The sequence below is a fragment of the Methylobacterium sp. Leaf465 genome, from assembly GCF_001424705.1.
Taxonomy (GTDB): domain Bacteria; phylum Pseudomonadota; class Alphaproteobacteria; order Rhizobiales; family Beijerinckiaceae; genus Methylobacterium.
Map to the genome: position 1 here is coordinate 1 of NZ_LMRA01000003.1, position 16582 is coordinate 16582.

General features: G+C 71.1%; 15 protein-coding genes. 10 read left to right on the plus strand and 5 right to left on the minus strand.

The annotated features are described in order from the left end of the window. Positions 1-254 (minus strand): dTDP-4-dehydrorhamnose 3,5-epimerase family protein (locus ASG51_RS03580; RefSeq protein ID WP_162245231.1); only part of this gene is annotated, 254 nt, incomplete at its 3' end. A 218-nt stretch (positions 255-472) separates the two neighbouring features. Between ASG51_RS03580 and ASG51_RS03585 the strand changes: the two genes are divergently transcribed. Next, complete coding sequence (locus ASG51_RS03585) at positions 473-1051, plus strand: hypothetical protein (RefSeq protein WP_056379161.1); 579 nt, start codon at positions 473-475, stop codon at positions 1049-1051. A 20-nt stretch (positions 1052-1071) separates the two neighbouring features. On the opposite strand, the gene hpxZ is transcribed toward ASG51_RS03585, so the two are convergent. The 4 genes from hpxZ to ASG51_RS03605 form a co-directional block, all read right to left on the minus strand. Beyond that, a complete protein-coding gene (gene hpxZ, locus ASG51_RS03590) occupies positions 1072-1452 on the minus strand; it encodes an oxalurate catabolism protein HpxZ (protein ID WP_056379323.1) in 381 nt (126 codons plus the stop codon). 11 nt (positions 1453-1463) lie between these two features. After that, positions 1464-2840, minus strand: coding sequence for an AtzE family amidohydrolase (locus ASG51_RS03595; protein WP_244480058.1), 1377 nt, complete (start codon positions 2838-2840; stop codon positions 1464-1466). A 32-nt stretch (positions 2841-2872) separates the two neighbouring features. Further along, positions 2873-3073, minus strand: a complete 201-nt coding sequence (locus tag ASG51_RS03600) for a DUF4089 domain-containing protein (RefSeq protein ID WP_056379165.1) — start codon at positions 3071-3073, stop codon at positions 2873-2875. 246 nt (positions 3074-3319) lie between these two features. After that, positions 3320-3994 (minus strand): isochorismatase family cysteine hydrolase, encoded by a 675-nt coding sequence (locus ASG51_RS03605; protein WP_056348901.1) that lies wholly within the window; start codon positions 3992-3994, stop codon positions 3320-3322. A gap of 629 nt (positions 3995-4623) precedes the next feature. Here ASG51_RS03605 and ASG51_RS03610 point away from each other — a divergent pair. The 9 genes from ASG51_RS03610 (at position 4624) to xdhC (ending at position 16582) form a co-directional block, all read left to right on the plus strand. After that, positions 4624-5622 carry a hypothetical protein gene (locus ASG51_RS03610; protein WP_156389557.1) on the plus strand — a complete coding sequence of 333 codons (999 nt, stop codon included), beginning with the start codon at positions 4624-4626 and terminating at the stop codon, positions 5620-5622. Positions 5623-5777: 155 nt separating this feature from the next. After that, positions 5778-7139, plus strand: a complete 1362-nt coding sequence (locus ASG51_RS03615) for an 8-oxoguanine deaminase (protein ID WP_056379166.1) — start codon at positions 5778-5780, stop codon at positions 7137-7139. 1 nt (position 7140) lies between these two features. Beyond that, entirely contained in the window at positions 7141-8736 is a 1596-nt protein-coding gene (locus ASG51_RS03620; RefSeq protein WP_056379169.1) for an ABC transporter ATP-binding protein, read from the plus strand. Then, complete coding sequence (locus ASG51_RS03625; RefSeq protein WP_056379172.1) at positions 8726-9802, plus strand: ABC transporter permease; 1077 nt, start codon at positions 8726-8728, stop codon at positions 9800-9802. Before ASG51_RS03620 ends, ASG51_RS03625 begins: the two co-directional genes overlap by 11 nt. Before the next feature lie 11 nt (positions 9803-9813). Continuing rightward, the gene (locus tag ASG51_RS03630) at positions 9814-10740 is read left to right on the plus strand and encodes an ABC transporter permease (RefSeq protein ID WP_056216727.1); all 927 of its coding nucleotides are present in this window, start codon (positions 9814-9816) and stop codon (positions 10738-10740) included. 28 nt (positions 10741-10768) lie between these two features. Further along, the gene (locus ASG51_RS03635; RefSeq protein ID WP_056379174.1) at positions 10769-11845 is read left to right on the plus strand and encodes a BMP family ABC transporter substrate-binding protein; all 1077 of its coding nucleotides are present in this window, start codon (positions 10769-10771) and stop codon (positions 11843-11845) included. Positions 11846-11905: 60 nt separating this feature from the next. Next, entirely contained in the window at positions 11906-13417 is a 1512-nt protein-coding gene (gene xdhA / locus ASG51_RS03640; protein ID WP_056379176.1) for a xanthine dehydrogenase small subunit, read from the plus strand. Beyond that, positions 13410-15767, plus strand: coding sequence for a xanthine dehydrogenase molybdopterin binding subunit (gene xdhB / locus ASG51_RS03645; protein WP_056216705.1), 2358 nt, complete (start codon positions 13410-13412; stop codon positions 15765-15767). The genes xdhA and xdhB overlap by 8 nt, the downstream gene beginning before the upstream one ends. Then, the gene (gene xdhC / locus ASG51_RS03650) at positions 15764-16582 is read left to right on the plus strand and encodes a xanthine dehydrogenase accessory protein XdhC (protein WP_082513859.1); all 819 of its coding nucleotides are present in this window, start codon (positions 15764-15766) and stop codon (positions 16580-16582) included. The genes xdhB and xdhC overlap by 4 nt, the downstream gene beginning before the upstream one ends.

The following is a 16582-nucleotide window of genomic DNA, read 5'->3' on the forward strand; positions in this document are numbered from 1 at the left end:
GCGACATCCAGGATGGCACCCGCGAGCACCCGGATGAGCTTCGCCTGGGCCATGGGAGGGCGCTGGAAGTGCAGGCCCCGCACCGTGCCGCGCGGGGCGGAGAAGGACTGGTTGTCCTGGATGAAGACATCCGCAATGCCGGCGCGCGCCAGGATGTCCGCCCGGTAGGTCTCGCAAAACCAGCCCCGCGCATCGCCGAAGCGCGTCGGCACCACCCGCCGGACCGCCGGAATCTCTGTCTCAATCACCTGCATGCTCGGGGGACCTCAAGATCGGGAAGCTGGACGTCCTTGGCAAGTTTGGATCCCGGCCTGTCAAGGATCAGAGGGGATTTTCAAAGGGGCCGCGATGCGTCGGAGCCGTCCCGAGCTCGCGGCCCTGTTTCCGACACAGGACTTCGCGACAGGAGACGGCGTTTGATGTTGACGGACCTCCTCCTCAGCGCGGGGGATGGTCCGGACGGAAAGTATCGATGATCGCCATTCAGATCATATCCGGAACGTTCGGCGCCGGGCCGGGATCTTACGAATTCGGCGTCTTCGGGCTGCCCGATGGAAGCCTGCGCGGAGTCGAGGACTTGGAGGCCTTGACGCTCGCGCCGCCGGAGCAGGCGGTGCCACGGCGCACCGGTATCGTCCAGGGATTGCGGCAGGCCTTGACGGCCACCGGTCCCCTGCCGAATCCGCTCGGCCTCGCCGCCTCCTTCATGCACGCCGGCCTCGACGTCCTCGGGGGCAACGCGCGGCCGGCCTGGTCCGTCGAGCTTCGATTCCGGGACGGGGTCCACGCTCTGGTCCGGACCGATGCCGAGACGGCCGCGCAGATCGAGCGGGACCGGGAGGTGGTGCAGCGCGCCAGCCTGCGCCTGCCTCCATCCCGCCCGGCAGTACCGCCGGCCGAGACCCAGCTCCAGATGCCCGAAGAGGCGGAGGGCGAGGCCGCCTCGATCGACGCGTCCGTCCCCGATGGGCAGACCCTGGCCTCCCTCTTCGCCTATGAGAAGCGCGGAGGCCGCGTGCGCCGCCTGTCCAAGGCACTCGACCGCGCCTGATCCGCCGCGAGGGAAGGAGATCAGCCCGTGATGATGCTCACATGGGCCGCAACGACCCTCCAGCCGTCGGGGAAGCGGATCCATGTCTGGCTCTGGCGTCCGATGCGCCCCGGGGTGCTCGACCGGGTGAACAGCGTCATGGCGATTCCGGTATCGGATCCGTAGGTGGTTATCACCGTTTCGCTCAGGTCGCGGGCCAGGCCCTCGGGCGACCGCGCCCGACGGAAGGCGCGGATTGCCTCCATCCCGTAGAGGTTCTCGGCCCCGCCGTAGCGGATCGTGCGCGGATCATCGTGGAACAGGGCCTCCAGCGTCGGCACGTCGTTGCCCACCAGGGCTGCCTCGTAGGCCGCGAAGGCGGCCTCCACCTCGGCCTTCACAGGCGGATCATCGATGATCATCGCGGTCTCGCTCACAGGTTCGCCACGGGGGCTCGGACGACGCCGTCCCGCTCCAACTGGTGCGCCACGCGCAGGGCGTGGTCCTCGCGCCAGGGGGCGGCGATGACCTGAACGCCGAGGGGCAGGCCGTCGTCCAGGCGCACGGGCACCGCCACCACCGGCAGGCCGATGAAGGATATCGGCTGGGTGAACACCCCGATATTGGCCCGCACCGGCAGAGTCACCCCGTCGAGGACGAAGGTGGCCTGGCCCGAACGGGGCGCGCGGCAAGGCGTGGCGGGCGCCAGGATCACGTCGACCTCGCGGAACAGATCAAGGACGGCGGACCGGTACCAGCGGCGGAAGCGCTGCGCACGCTCGACCAGCGGGGCCGGGATCATCGCCCCGGCGATCAGCCGGTCGCGTACGGCCGGATCAAAATCCTCCCCCCGGGTCCGGAGGCGGTCGAGATGGAGGGCAGCTCCTTCGGCTGCCGTGATGAGGTAGGCCGCCGCCCGGGCGCGGGCCGCCTCCGGAATCGCGACGCTGCGCGTGACGCCGAGGGCCCGGGCGATGGCGGCCACCGCCGCGAACGCCTCGGCGTCGCCACCGCGCGCGAAGTAGCCGCCCGCCACCGCGACGCGCAGGTTCCCGAGCCCGTCGGTGAGGTGAGACAGGGCCGGCTCTGCGGGGCGCGTCGTGGCCACCGGGTCGTCCGGGTCCGGCCCCTGCATGGCGTCGTAGCTCAGGGCGAGGTCCGTGACGCTGCGCGCCATGGGCCCGACATGGTCGAGGCTGCCCACGAAGGGAAAGCTGCCCGCCCGGGTCAGGCGGCCGTAGGTGGGTTTGAGGCCGAAGCAGCCGCAGAAGGTGGAGGGGACGCGGATCGAGCCGTTGGTGTCGGAGCCGAGGGCGATCGGCACCAGCCCGGCCCCGACGGCCCCTCCCGAGCCTCCGGACGAGCCGCCGGACATGTGGCCGAGATCGTGCGGGTTCCGGGTCGGTCCGTCATGGACGTTCTCGCCGGTGAAATCGTAGGCGTACTCGCCCATGTTGAGGCCTCCGACGAGGATCGCGCCCGCCGCCTCCATGCGGCGCACCAGGGCGGCATCGCGCTCCGCCGGGGCCCGATCGCGGTTGATCTTCGCGCCGGCCCGGGTCGGCAGACCGGCGATGTCGAACAGATTCTTGACCGCAAAGGGAACGCCAGCCAGCGGCCCCAGGGGCTCGCCCCGGCCCCGGGCCGCATCCAGGGCCTCGGCGCGGGCCTGGGCACGCGCGGCGAGAATGTCCGTGAAGGCGTTCACCACGCCGTCGACCCGCGCGATGCGCGCCAGGGTCGCGGCGACGTTCGCGCAGGCGCTGGTGGTCCCTTCCCGAAACGCCGTCGCCAGCGCCTCAGCCGTCATCGTGCTCGGATCGTGCATCGTGTCCGGACCGCTCATGCTTCGTAGACCGGGGCGGCTTCCGCCTCGTCGGGCAGGGAAAACTCGGCCACATGCGCGGCGGCCGCGCGCAGGACGGCGAGATTGCTGCCGATGGCGCCGATCCAGGCCGGATCGAGGGGAATCGCGAGCAGCCCAGCTGCCGCTTCGATGTAGGCGTCGAGGCCGCCGGTGGACGGGTCGTTGCGCTCCGACATGGGCTTTCTCCCAGTGATGTCCCTCCGCGCGACCGGAACGCCGGCGGCGTGGCGGGGAGTTCTTCTGCCGGCAGGGCGGCGTGGGTCGAGGGCGGGATTCGCGGCGCTATGGCCGCCGCCCGCGCGGCCCCAACGAGCTGCCCGGCCACCCGGGTGTAAGCAAGCGCCAGGCCGGGCGTCACCGCAGGCCTGTGCGGAAAGCCGGAAACGATGGGGGCCGAACAGCGCAGGCCGCGGCACCCGCCCTTAGCGTGCGCCGCCGAGGGCTTCGACCACCGCCGCCGAGGAGGAGACCCAGCCGAAGATGCCGCCCTGGGCGGCGATCATCGCGAGGCCGACCCGGTGGAACTCGGGGCGGTAGGAGGCGCAGCCATCCCCGATCGCCACGCAGCGGTAGCCGCGGTCGTTGGCCTCGCGGATCGTCGTGTGCACGCAGACCTCGGTGGTCACCCCGCAGACCAGCAGGGTCGCGATGCGGCGGGCGGAGAGGACCGCGCCGAGATCGGTGGCGTAGAAGGCGCCCTTCCCGGGCTTGTCGATGACCACCTCGCCCCGGATCGGCGCCAGTTCGGGAACGATGGCGTGGCCCGGTTCGCCGCGGATCAGGATGCGCCCCATCGGACCCGGCGCGCCGATGCGCGCGGTGGGCGTCCCTCGCTCCAGCTTGGCCGGCGGCGCATCGGAGAGGTCGGGCTTGTGGCCCTCCCGCGTGTGCACGATGAGAAGGCCGGCACTCCGCGCCGCCGCCAGCACCGCCCGGATCGGGGGCACCGCCGTCTGCAGCAGGGTGACGTCGTTGCCGAGGGTCTCGCCGAAGCCGCCCGGCTCCAGGAAGTCGCGCTGCATGTCGATGATGACCAGTGCGGTGGTCGCCGGATCGAAGGTCAGAGGGGCGGGGTCGGCCGCTATGACGGGAAGCATGCTCGGGGCACCGGGCCGGAGGGCGCGCGACCCGGGAGGGACGGCGTCGCGTTCCGCCCCGATCCCGAATCTTCGGTAATCATGAATGCAGGGTCGGCCGGAGACACGCCCAAATGATGCGCGGCGCTGCATCCTTCCCATGCAGGTTGGGCCGGCCCGCGCCTCGGCGCCTCGGGCGCAACGAGGCTTGCCCGCCGGGAGGCAGGACCGATTTCCGGACGGGACGCACCCATGTCGCGTTTCCCAAGCGGTCGCGTCCCGTCGGACGCGAGAGACCGGGCGGTGTATGGCCGCCAGGACCACTCGGCCGCGAAGGCGCGGAATCGGCGGTCCGGGGCGCGTGACCCGGGGCAGCGGCGCCGTGGAAGATGGACGCCGCGATGCCCAACAACGATGCAACCCTGGCTAGAAATTAGACCATATGGTCTAACTCGTATTCGTCCTGTGGCGCTTCCCCGTCGCGCGCCTGCCGATGTTCAAGCCCGCGAAGGGTCGTTCCAGCATGGCGAACCGAGGCAATGTTGCGTCCATGCATCACCCCGTCTGGTTGTGCGGGAAGGCCGGGCGGGTGGCACATCGGTTGCGGTCATTTTCCCCAACGGGTGCTTAAACCCGGGGGGACTTTATCGATGATCGCGACATTCACACGACCGCTGGTGGCCGCCGCTCTGAGCCTCGCCACCCTGATGCCGGCCCTGGCCGCGGACCTCGCCAAGGAGAAGGCGCCGGTCGCACCCGTGGAGGTGCCCTCCGGGTTCTTCCTGTTCTCCGACACGCAGATCAGCTACCGCTACCAGTTCCCGGCCGCCAGGCCCGGCTCCCAGATCCAGCGCGCCGACGGCAGCTTCCGCAACCAGGACGCGCCGAAGCACATCCTCAACATCTCGCACGCCGATGCCTGGGCCTACGGCACCAATTTCTTCACCCTCGACATCCTCAAGTCGGGGTCGCAATTTTCGGCGGGCACCACCGACGGCTTCGGCGTGCCGACCTTCTACGATTACGGGAACACCGAGGCCTACGGCCTCTACCGCGGAACCCTGAGCCTGAACGCCCTGACCGGGACGAAGGCCTTCGTGGTGCCCGGCATCATCAAGGACGTGTCGCTCGCCTACGGCTTCGACGCCAATGCCCAGAACGATGCCTTCGGTTCCAAGAAGCGCGACGTGGTCGGCGGTCTGAACTTTGCATTCGACGTCCCGGCCGGGTTCCTCAGCGCCTCGGTCCATGCCTACAAGGAGTGGAATCGCAACGGCTTCAACGTCGCTCCGAACCGGGATACCAGTTTCAACACGGTCCCGGAATTCGAGATCGTCTACAGCTTCCCGCTCGCCTTCACGGGTCTGCCGCTCAGCATCGCGGGCTTCAACAACATCGTCCTGCCCAAGGGGCGCGGTGTGAACGATCCGTCCGCCTTCGCCACCAACCCGAAGACGGGTCTCGAATTCCTGTCGCGGACCAACCTCGTCCTCGATGTCGGCAAGCTGATCTACGACCAGCCGAACCGGGTCGACGTCTTCATCGGCTTCCAGTACTGGCTCAACAAGTTCGGCAACATCGAGCGCGCCAACTTCAAGGGGACCGAAGAGAAGAGCTTCCTGGCCGGCGTCTCCTTCCACGTCTTCTGAGGGCTGGCACCTGTTCTCACGACGGGCTCCTTGCCCGGAACGACCATCCACGCAAGCGATGGTCTGCATGACGAGGCCGGATTTCCATCCGGCCTCCGGATTTCCGGACGGGCCATGGTGATGGCCGGTCCACATCGAGGGAACACCGGTTCAGCATGGTCGAGACCCCCGCGACGCGACGTCTCTGGATCCGCAACCCGCTGGCGATCCTGGCGCCGGATTCCGCCGGGGGCCTCGTCGTCGCGGGCTCCCGCATCGTCGAGCGGGTGCCCGCGGGAGGCATGCCCGCCGCGCCCGTCGACGAGACCTTCGACGCCGGCCGCCACGTGGTCGTCCCGGGCCTCGTCAACACCCATCACCACTTCTTCCAGACGCTCACCCGCGCCCATCCGGCGGCGATCAACAAGCCGCTCTTTCCCTGGCTGAAGGCGCTCTACACGGTCTGGGATAGGGTCACCCCCGAGGCGTTCCGGCTGGCGACGCGTCTCGCCTACACCGAGCTGCTGCTCTCCGGCTGCACCACGGCCGGCGATCACCATTACCTCTTCCCCAAGGGGCTGGAATCCTCCGTCGACATTCAGGTGGAGGAGGCCGGGCCTGTCGGGATCCGCGCCTTCGTCACCCGCGGCTCGATGAGCCTGTCCGAGCGCGACGGCGGCCTGCCGCCCGAATGCCTGACCCAGGACGACGACACCATCCTGGCTGACAGCGAACGGGTGCTGCGCCTGTTCCACGACCCCAAGCCCGGCGCGATGGTGCAGATCGGGCTGGCCCCCTGCTCGCCCTTCAACGTGACGAAGCGGCTGATGCGCGAGAGCGCGGCGCTGGCCGAGCGCCACGATTGCCGCCTGCACACCCATCTCGGCGAGACGCTGGACGAGGACCGCTACTGCGTCGAAATGTTCGGCCAGCGCCCGGTGGACTACCTCGAGGAGGTCGGCTGGATGGGCCCGCGCACCTGGCTCGCCCACGGCATCCACTTCAACGACGCCGAGGTGAAGCGTCTCGGCGCGGCCGGCGTCGGCGTCTGCCACTGCCCGACCTCGAACATGACCCTGGCCTCCGGCCAGTGCCGGACCTGTGAGCTGGAGGCCGCCGGCAGCCCCGTCGGCCTCGGCGTCGACGGGTCGGCCTCGAACGACAGCTCGAACCTGATGGAGGGCGTCCGTCACGCCCTGATGATCAACCGTCTGACCTACGGGGCCGAGGCCGTGACCCATCTCGACGCTCTGCGCTGGGCGACGGAGGGGTCCGCGGCCTGCCTCGGTCGGAGCGACATCGGACGGATCGCGGAGGGGTGCGAGGCGGACCTGGCTCTTTTCACCCTCGACGAACTGCGCTTCTCCGGCGCGCACGATCCGCTGGCCGCCCTGGTGCTCTGCGGCGCTCACCGGGCCGACCGGGTGATGGTGGCGGGGTCGTGGCGGGTGGTCGACGGCCAGCCTCTCGGGATGGAGACCGGCCAGCTGCGCGAGGCCCATACCCGCCTCGCCCACGCGCTGTTCGGGACGCTCTAGCGTGGCCCCCGTCGTCCCCCCTGCCCGCACGGAGGGGCCGACGCCTCTCTTCGGCGCGTACGGCATCGTCAAGCGCTTCGGCGCCTTCACGGCCAATGACGGGGTCGATCTCGAGATCCGGGCCGGCGAGATTCACGCCCTGCTGGGCGAGAACGGCGCCGGCAAGTCGACCCTGATGAAGATCCTCTACGGGCTCCTGGAGCCCACCGAAGGGGTCGTCACCCATCGGGGCGATGTCGTGCGCCTCGCCCATCCGGAGACCGCCCGCGCCCTCGGCATCGGCATGGTGTTCCAGCATTTTTCGCTCTGCGAGAACCTGACGGTCGCCGAGAACATCGCCCTGGTGATGCCCAAGGGCCTGGGCGGCCGAGCCCTGAAGGCCCGGATCGCGGCGGTCGGGACGACCTACGGCCTGCACCTCGACCCCGACCGGCCAGTCTGGTCGCTCTCGGCCGGCGAGCGCCAGCGCATCGAGATCATCCGCTGCCTGCTGCAGGACCCCAAGCTCGTGATCCTCGACGAGCCGACCTCGGTGCTCACCCCGGGCGAGGCCGAATTGCTGTTCACCGTTCTGGAGCGCCTGCGCGACGAGGGCCGGGCGCTGCTCTACATCTCGCACCGCCTCGACGAGGTGCGCCGGCTGTGCTCGCGCGCCACCATCCTGCGCGGCGGCCGGGTGGTGGGGGCCTGCGATCCCCGCGCCGAGACCGCCCGCTCTCTCGCCGCCCTGATGGTGGGGGCACAGGTAGGCGCGGTGACGGCGCCCGCCGGCGTGGCGACCGGGCCGGAGCGCCTGGTCCTGTCCGGGCTCACCCTCCCCGCCCCCGGCCTGCACGGCACCGCCCTCGATGGCATCTCGCTGAGCGTGCGCGGCGGCGAGATCGTCGGCCTCGCCGGGATCGCCGGCAACGGGCAGGCGGAGCTGTTCGACGCCCTTTCGGGCGAGACCCTGGCGCCGGAACCCGGCATGGTGCGGTTCGACGGCGTCGAATCCGGGCGCCTCGGCATCACCGCCCGGCGGCGGGGCGGCGCCGGCTTCGTACCCGAGGAGCGCAACGGCCATGGCGCCGTGCCGACCCTGAGCCTGTCCGCCAACGCGATCCTGTCGCGCCACGCCACGGCGCGCCTGAGCCGCTTCGGCGTCCTGCGCCGCGCGGCCGCCAAGGCCCTGGCCCGGGACGTGGTCGCGGCCTTCGACGTGCGCAAGGCGGGCCCCGATCCCGCCGCCGGCACCCTGTCGGGCGGCAACCTGCAGAAATACCTGATGGGACGCGAGATCCTGGCCGAGCCCGGCATCCTCGTGGTCAACCAGCCGACCTGGGGCGTCGACGCCCTGGCGGCCGCCCATATCCGGCAGGCGCTGCTCGACCTCGCGGCCCGCGGCGCCGCCGTGCTGGTGATCAGCCAGGACCTCGACGAACTGTTCGCGATCACCGGCCGCATCGCCGTGCTGCATCACGGCACCCTGTCGCCGGCGGCGCCGGCCGCCGAGACCACCCGCGAGGCCCTGGGGCTGCGCATGGGCGGGGCGGCGCCGGCCGAGGATCCGGTGACGGGCGCGCCGGACCACGCCCGGGAGGCGGCCCATGCGCATTGACCTGACGCCGCGCACCGGCCGGTCGGCCCTGATGGACGCGCTCTCGCCCATCCTGGCCTTCCTGGCCGCGCTGGTGATCGGCGGGCTCGTCGTGGCCGCCCTGGGCCGCTCGCCGGCCGCCGCCTTCGTCACCTACTTCATGGCGCCCCTGAGCGAGGTCTGGTCGCTGCAGGAGGTGGCCATCAAGGCCGCGCCGCTCGCCCTCATCGCCACCGGCCTCGCCTTCTGCTACCGCGCCAACATCTGGAATATCGGGGCCGAAGGGCAGTTCGTCGTCGGCGGCCTGTTCGGCGGCTGGATCGGCGTCGCCGCGCACGGGATCCCCGGCGACCCCCTCTGGGTGCTGCCCCTGATGCTACTCGTCGGCACGGGGGCCGGCATGGTCTACGGGCTGATCCCCGCCCTCCTCAAGGTGCACCTCGGCGTCTCCGAGATCCTCACCAGCCTGATGCTGGTCTACGTGGCCGAACTGCTGCTCGACTACATGGCGCGCGGCCCCTTGCGCGATCCGGCGGGCTTCAACTTCCCCCAGAGCGTCACCTTCGACGACGCTGCCCACCTGCCCTACCTGATGGAGGGCGGCACCCTGCATGCCGGCGTCGCCCTCGCGGTGGCGGTCGTGGTCCTCGCCACCCTGGTGCTCGGCCGCACCCTGTTCGGCTTCGCCGTGCGGGTGGTGGGGGCGAGCCCGCGCGCGGCCCGCTTCGCCGGCTTCGGCGACGCACGCCTGACGCTCGCGGTCTTCGCCGTCTCCGGCGCCGCCGCGGGGCTGGCCGGCATCAGCGAGGTGGCGGGCCGGATCGGCCAGCTCCAGCCCTCGATCTCGCCGGGCTACGGCTTCACCGCCATCATCGTGGCCTTCCTGGGACGGCTCTCGCCGATGGGGATCCTGGTGGCGGCTCTGGTCATCGCCCTGACCACCATCGGGGGCGAGGGCGCGCAGATCGACCTGAAACTCCCCCTCGACCTGACCCGGGCCTTCCAGGGCCTGCTGCTCGCCCTGGTGCTCGGGGCCGACGCGCTGTCGCGCTACAGGGTCCGCTTCGTGCCGGGAGCGACCGCGTGACCGTTCATGGCCTGACCCTCGACATCGTCCAGATGGTGCTCGTCACCATCGTGGCCGCCGCCACCCCGCTGATGATCGCGGCGCTCGGCGAACTCGTGGCCGAGCGCGCGGGCGTGCTCAACCTCGGCGTCGAGGGCATGATGGTGCTGGGCGCCGCCGCCGGTTTCGCGGTGGCGGTGGAGACCGGCTCGACCTTCGTCGGCGCGGTGGCCGGCGCCGGGGCGGGCCTCGCCCTCTCGGCCCTGTTCGGCCTCCTCACGGTGGTGCTGAGCGCCAACCAGGTCGCCTCCGGACTCGCCATGACGATCCTGGGTCTCGGGCTCTCGGGCCTCGTCGGGGCCTCCTATGTCGGCCTCAAGCGCGATCCGGCGCCGCATCTCGCCCTGCCCGGCCTCACTGACCTGCCCGGCCTCGGCCGCCTGCTCTTCGGGCAGGACGGCTTCGTCTATCTCGCCTTCGCGCTGGCGGCCGGGGTGTCGTGGTTCCTGTGGCGCACCCGCGCCGGCCTGATCCTGCGGGCCATCGGCGACGACCACACCGCCACCCACGCGCTGGGCCTGCAGGTGCGCAGGGTGCGCTTCCGCGCGGTGCTGTTCGGCGGCGCCTGCGCGGGTCTGGCCGGGGCCTACCTGTCGCTGTCCTACACCCCGTTCTGGGCGCCCGCGATGACGGCCGGGCGCGGCTGGATCGCCCTGGCCCTCGTGGTCTTCGCCTCGTGGCGCCCGTTCCGGGTGCTGGCCGGCGCCCTGCTGTTCGGCGGCGCCACGGTGCTTCAGCTCAACGCCCAGGCCGCCGGCCTCGGCCTGCCGGGGCAGGCGCTCTCCGCGCTGCCCTACCTTGCCACCATCCTGGCCCTGGTCTTGCTCTCCCTCGGCAGGCGCCGGGGCGGCTCCCTCGCCCCGGCGGCCCTCGGCCGGGTCTTCACCCCGCACCGGTAGGCGCGCACTCTCGAAGGATCTTTGAACGATGCGGATCGTGCAGGGGGCCCTGGTGGCCGTTCTCGCCCTCGGACTCGGGGGCGCGCAGGCGCAGGAGAAGAAGCCCGGCGAGAAGCTGAAGGTCGGCTTCGTCTATGTCGGCCCGGTGGCCGATTACGGCTACTCGTACCAGCACGACCAGAGCCGCAAGGCGCTCGCCGCGGCGCTGGGCGACGAGGTCGAGACCAGCTTCCTCGAGAACGTGCCGGAGGCCGACAGCGAGCGCTCCATCGAGAGCTTCGCGCGCTCCGGCTACGGCCTGATCTTCACCACCTCGTTCGGCTTCATGGAGCCGACCCTCAAGGTCGCCAAGAAATTCCCGAAGGTGAAGTTCGAGCACGCCACCGGCTACAAGCGGGCGCCCAACGTCTCGACCTACTCGGCCCGCTTCTACGAGGGCCGCTACGTCTGCGGCGTGATCGCCGGGCGCCTCTCGAAGACGGGCACGCTGGGCTACATCGCCTCGTTCCCGATCCCCGAGGTGGTGAGCGGCATCAACGCCTTCATGCTCGGCGCCCAGTCGGTGAACCCCGACATCAAGATCAAGATCGTCTGGGTGAACACCTGGTTCGACCCGGGCAAGGAGGCGGAGGCCGCCAAGGCGCTGCTGGCCCAGGGCGCCGACATCCTATCGCAGCACACCGATTCCGCCGCGCCGTTGCAGGAGGCGGAGAAGCAGGGCAAGCTCGCCTTCGGACAATCCTCGGACCAGATGCGTTTCGCCCCCAAGGCCCAGCTCACCTCCATCGTCGACGACTGGGACGGCTACGTCGTCGGCGAGGCCAAGGCCGTCCTCGACGGCACCTGGAAGAGCCACGACACCTGGGGCGGCATCAAGGACGGCATGGTCGTGCTGGCGCCCTTCGCCAACATGCCCGACGACGTGAAGGCCCAGGCCGAGGCCACCAAGAAGGCGATCGCGGACGGCACGCTCCTGCCCTTCCACGGCCCCGTCTTCAAGCAGGACGGCAGCGAGGCGGTGAAGGCCGGCGAGAACGCTCCCGATCCGATGATCCTCGGCATGAACTGGTACGTGAAGGGCATCAGCGACACGCTGCCGCGATAGGGGGTTCGAGAGCCCTCTCCCACCGCGGGGAGAGGGACCGGTGTTCGACGAAGAGGTCGCATGAGACACGCCATCCGCTTCCTCCTCGGGGCCGACGCGCGCACGATCGAGGCCTGCGACCCGACTCTAACGGTGCTCGACTGGCTGCGCGGTCCCGAGCGGCTGATCGGGACCAAGGAGGGCTGCAACGAGGGGGATTGCGGGGCCTGCACCGTGGTGGTGGTCCGCCCCGAGGGGCCGTCCGGCGCCGAGCGCCTGCGCTACCGCGCGGTGGATGCCTGCATCACCTTCCTGGGGATGCTCGACGGCTGCCAGCTCCTCACCGTGGAGCACCTGCGTGGGGCCGACGGCACGCTCCATCCGGTCCAGCGCCTGATGGTGGAGGAGCACGGCTCGCAATGCGGCTTCTGCACGCCGGGCTTCGTCATGTCGCTGTTCGCGATGACCAAGGATTCTCCTACCAAGGACCTGCTCGCCGCGACCGGCACGGTCCGAACCTCGGCGAGCCCCATCGACGACGCGCTCGCGGGCAACCTCTGCCGCTGCACCGGCTACGCTCCCATCGTGCGCGCGGCCGAGCGTGCGTTGGCCGCACCGGAAGCGGATACCTTCGATGCCGCCCACGACGCCACCCTCGCCCGGCTGCTGGCCCTGCGCGACGACGAGACCGTGGCGGTCTCCGGGCCGAAGGGCCGCTTCTTCGCCCCCGCCACCCTTCCGGCGCTCGTCGATCTCATGGCCGAGCACCCCCAGGCGACGATCGTGGCCGGGGCCACCGACGTCGCCCTCTGGGTGACCAAGGGCCTGCGCGTCCTCGACCCGGTGATCTGGATCGGGCGGGTGCGAAGCCTGCGCGTCGTGGGCGAGGGCCCCGATCACCTGTATCTCGGAGCCGGCGTGAGCCTCTCCGACGCCGGCACGCACCTCGCCGGCCTGCACCCGGATCTCGGGGAGCTCTTCCGCCGCCACGGCGCCGCCCAGACCCGCAATGCCGGCACCCTCGGCGGTAACATCGCCAACGGCTCGCCCATCGGCGACGCGGCGCCGGCCCTGATCGCCCTCGGGGCAAGCCTCCATCTCATCGGCCGTGGCAGCGAGCGCGAGATTCCCCTCGAAGACTTCTTCGTCGCCTATGGCCGGCAGGACCTGCGTCCGGGCGAGTTCGTCGCCGGGGTACGGGTGCCGAAGCTCGGCCCGGAGACGGTCTTTCGCGCCTACAAGATCTCGAAGCGCTTCGACGAGGACATCTCCGCCGTCCTCGGCGCCTTCCGGCTGACCGTCGACGCTGGCACGACCCGGCAGGCCCGCATCGCCTACGGCGGCATGGCGAGCACCCCGAAGCGGGCCGTCCAGGCCGAGGCCGCGCTCCTGGGCCAGTCCCTCGACCCGGCCGTCATCCCCGCCTTCAAGGCGGCGGTGGCCCGGGATTTTACGCCCCTCTCGGACATGCGGGCCTCGGCCGCCTACCGCCTCAAGGTCGCTGGCAACCTCATCGAGCGGCTGATCCACGAGGCCGCGCCGGAGGCCCCGGAAACCCGCCTCGCCACCGTCGGAGCGCCGGCCCATGCTTGATCGCACGCCTCCGGCCCCGAAGGTGGACGACCGGATCGCGGGCGGCGCCCACACGCCGCGCATCCACGACAGCGCCGCCCGACACGTCAGTGGCTCGGCCCTCTACATCGACGACATGGCCGAGCCGGCCGGCCTGCTCCACGTCTGCCTGGGGCTGAGCGAACGCGCTCATGCCCGCCTCGTCTCGGTGGATCTGGCGCCCGTGCGGGGCGCCGAGGGCGTGGTCGCGGTGTTCACCGGCGCCGACGTGCCGGGCGTCAACGAGATCTCCTCCTCGCACCGGGACGACGAGCCGATGCTGGCCGAGGACACGGTGTCGTATGTCGGCCAGCCGATCTTCGCCGTGGCGGCCCTGACCCGCGATGCGGCCCGCCGCGCCGCCCGCCTGGCCGTGATCGCCTACGAGGATCTCGACCCCGTCCTCACCTACCGGCAAGCGCGGGCGGACGGAAAACTCGTCTGGCCGCCCATGACCCTGAAGCGCGGCGATTCCGACGCGGGGCTCGCCGAGGCCCCGGGTATCGTCCGCGGCCGGATGGCGATCGGCGGCCAGGAACACTTCTACCTCGAGGGCCAGATCGCCCTGGCGATCCCGGGTGAGGACGACGAGGTCACGGTCCACACCTCGACCCAGCACCCTTCCGAGGCCCAGGCCCTCGTCGCCAAGGTGCTGGGCACGGTGAATTCGGCCGTGACCGCTGAGGTCCGTCGGATGGGCGGCGGCTTCGGCGGCAAGGAGAGCCAGTCGAACCTGTTCGCCTGCGTGGCGGCCCTGGTGGCCAAGACGACCGGCCGCGCCGCCAAGATCCGGCCCGACCGCGACGACGACATGGTCATCACCGGCAAGCGCCACGATTTCGAGGTCGACTACCTCGTGGGGCACGACGCGGACGGGAAGATTCTCGCCGTCGACATGCAGCTCGCCGCCCGCTGCGGCTGGGCCGCCGACCTGTCGGGGCCGGTCACCGACCGGGCCCTGTTCCACGCCGACAACTGCTACCACTACCCGGCGGTGCACCTGACCTCGCGGCCCTACCGCACGAACACCCAGTCCAACACCGCCTTCCGGGGCTTCGGCGGGCCCCAGGGCATGGTGGCGGCCGAGCGGGTGATCGAGGAGGTGGCCTATGCCTGCGGCCTCGACCCGCTGGAGGTGCGCAAGCGCAACTTCTACGGCACCGAGAGCGACAACGTCACGCCGTACCACCAGACCATTGCCGACAATTGCATCCGGGATCTGGTGGCCAAGCTGGAAGCGGACTGCGATTACGCCGCCCGCCGCGCGGCTTTGCATGCGGCGAACGAAACCAGCCCGGTGATCAAGCGCGGCCTCGCCCTGACGCCGGTGAAGTTCGGCATCTCCTTCACCTCCACCGCCTACAACCAGGCCGGCGCCCTGGTGCACATCTACAACGACGGCTCGGTCGGCTTGAATCACGGCGGCACCGAGATGGGCCAGGGGCTCTACGTCAAGGTCGCGCAGGTGGTGGCGGAGGAATTCCAGATCGACGCCGACCGGGTCCGCATCACCGCGACCACGACGGGCAAGGTGCCCAACACCTCGGCCACGGCCGCCTCGTCGGGGGCCGACCTCAACGGCATGGCGGCCCGCGCCGCCGCCCAGACCCTGAAGGGCCGCCTCGTGGCCTTCGCAGCCGAGGCCTGGAGCGTCGCGCCCGAGACGGTGCTGTTCCTGCCGAATCGGGTCCGGGTCGGCAACCAGGAGATCGCCTGGGCCACGCTGATCCACAAGGCCTACCTCGCCCGCATCCAGCTCTCGGCCACGGGCTTCTACAAGACGCCGACCATCCATTGGGACAGGGAGGCGGGCCGGGGCCACCCGTTCTACTACTTCGCCTACGGCGCGGCCTGCGTGCAGGCGGCGGTGGACACCCTGACCGGCGAGTACCGGATCGAGCGGGCCGACATCCTGCACGATTGCGGCCGTTCCCTGAACCCGGCGGTGGACCGGGGCCAGATCGAGGGCGGCTTCATCCAGGGGCTCGGCTGGCTCACCACCGAGGAGCTGTGGTGGGACGGCAAGGGCGCTTTGGGCACCCACGCCCCCTCCACCTACAAGATCCCGGCCTGCGGCGACCGCCCGCGCATCTTCAACGTGGCGCTCTACGAGAACCAGAACCGAGAGGCGACGATCTACCGTTCGAAAGCGGTGGGCGAGCCTCCGCTGATGCTCGGCATCGCCGGCCTGCACGCCCTCTCGGATGCGGTGGCGAGCGTCGCCGGCCACCGGTACTGCCCCCGCCTCGATGCCCCGGCGACCCCGGAGCGCGTCCTCGACGCCGTCGACCGGATGCGGGCGCTGGCAGACGCGCAATCTGCGCAGCCGTGAGCGCCGATTCGTCGGAGGCGCTGTCGGAAGCCCTGGCGACCGCCCTCGCGGCGGGCGAGCCGGCGGCCCTCGTCGCCCTGTCGGAGGCGCGGGGCTCGACGCCGCGCGCGGCGGGCACCGCCATGCTGGTGATGCCCGAACGGGTCGCCGGCACCATCGGGGGCGGCACCTATGAATGGTCGGGCATCGCCCGCGCCCGGGCGCTTCTGGCGGCGGGCGAGGCCGAGGCGATCCTGCGCAGGCCCCTGGGACCCGAGACCGGCCAGTGCTGCGGCGGGCACGTGACCCTGGTGATCCACCGGGCCGATGCCGGTACGCTCGCCGCCCTCCGGGCTTCGGAGGCCGAATCCGCCGCACGGGCGCCCCTGGTGATGATCTACGGCGCGGGCCATGTCGGGCGCGCCCTGGCCCTGGCGCTCGATCCGCTGCCCATCCGTACGCGGATCATCGATGACCGGCCCGAGGAGATCGCACGGGTGTCGGGCGCGCGCGTCGCGCGGATCGTCGGCTCGGCCAGCGCCGCGGCGGAAGCCGCACTGCCCGGAGCCGCCCACGTGGTGGTCACCCACAGCCACGCCCTCGACAGCCTGATCTGCGCCAGCCTGCTGGAGGCGAACACCTTCGCGTATCTCGGTCTGATCGGGTCCGCCACGAAGCGGGCAACCTTCCTCGGCGCCTTTCGGGCGATGGGCCTGGACGAGGCAGCGCTGGCTCGCCTCGTCTGCCCGATCGGCGGGACGCGGGTGCGCGACAAGCGCCCCGCGGTCATCGCCGCCCTGGTGGCGGCCGAACTCCTCGCCGCCTTCGCGTCCTGA

Bases quoted from the DNA above. Each gene is read 5' to 3' on its own strand.
- ASG51_RS03585 (WP_056379161.1), top strand. From the start codon at position 473: ATGATCGCCATTCAGATCATATCCGGAACGTTCGGCGCCGGGCCGGGA.
- hpxZ (WP_056379323.1), bottom strand. From the start codon at position 1,452: ATGATCATCGATGATCCGCCTGTGAAGGCCGAGGTGGAGGCCGCCTTC.
- ASG51_RS03595 (WP_244480058.1), bottom strand. From the start codon at position 2,840: ATGACGGCTGAGGCGCTGGCGACGGCGTTTCGGGAAGGGACCACCAGC.
- ASG51_RS03600 (WP_056379165.1), bottom strand. From the start codon at position 3,073: ATGTCGGAGCGCAACGACCCGTCCACCGGCGGCCTCGACGCCTACATC.
- ASG51_RS03605 (WP_056348901.1), bottom strand. From the start codon at position 3,994: ATGCTTCCCGTCATAGCGGCCGACCCCGCCCCTCTGACCTTCGATCCG.
- ASG51_RS03610 (WP_156389557.1), top strand. From the start codon at position 4,624: ATGATCGCGACATTCACACGACCGCTGGTGGCCGCCGCTCTGAGCCTC.
- ASG51_RS03615 (WP_056379166.1), top strand. From the start codon at position 5,778: ATGGTCGAGACCCCCGCGACGCGACGTCTCTGGATCCGCAACCCGCTG.
- ASG51_RS03625 (WP_056379172.1), top strand. From the start codon at position 8,726: ATGCGCATTGACCTGACGCCGCGCACCGGCCGGTCGGCCCTGATGGAC.
- ASG51_RS03635 (WP_056379174.1), top strand. From the start codon at position 10,769: ATGCGGATCGTGCAGGGGGCCCTGGTGGCCGTTCTCGCCCTCGGACTC.
- xdhA (WP_056379176.1), top strand. From the start codon at position 11,906: ATGAGACACGCCATCCGCTTCCTCCTCGGGGCCGACGCGCGCACGATC.
- xdhB (WP_056216705.1), top strand. From the start codon at position 13,410: ATGCTTGATCGCACGCCTCCGGCCCCGAAGGTGGACGACCGGATCGCG.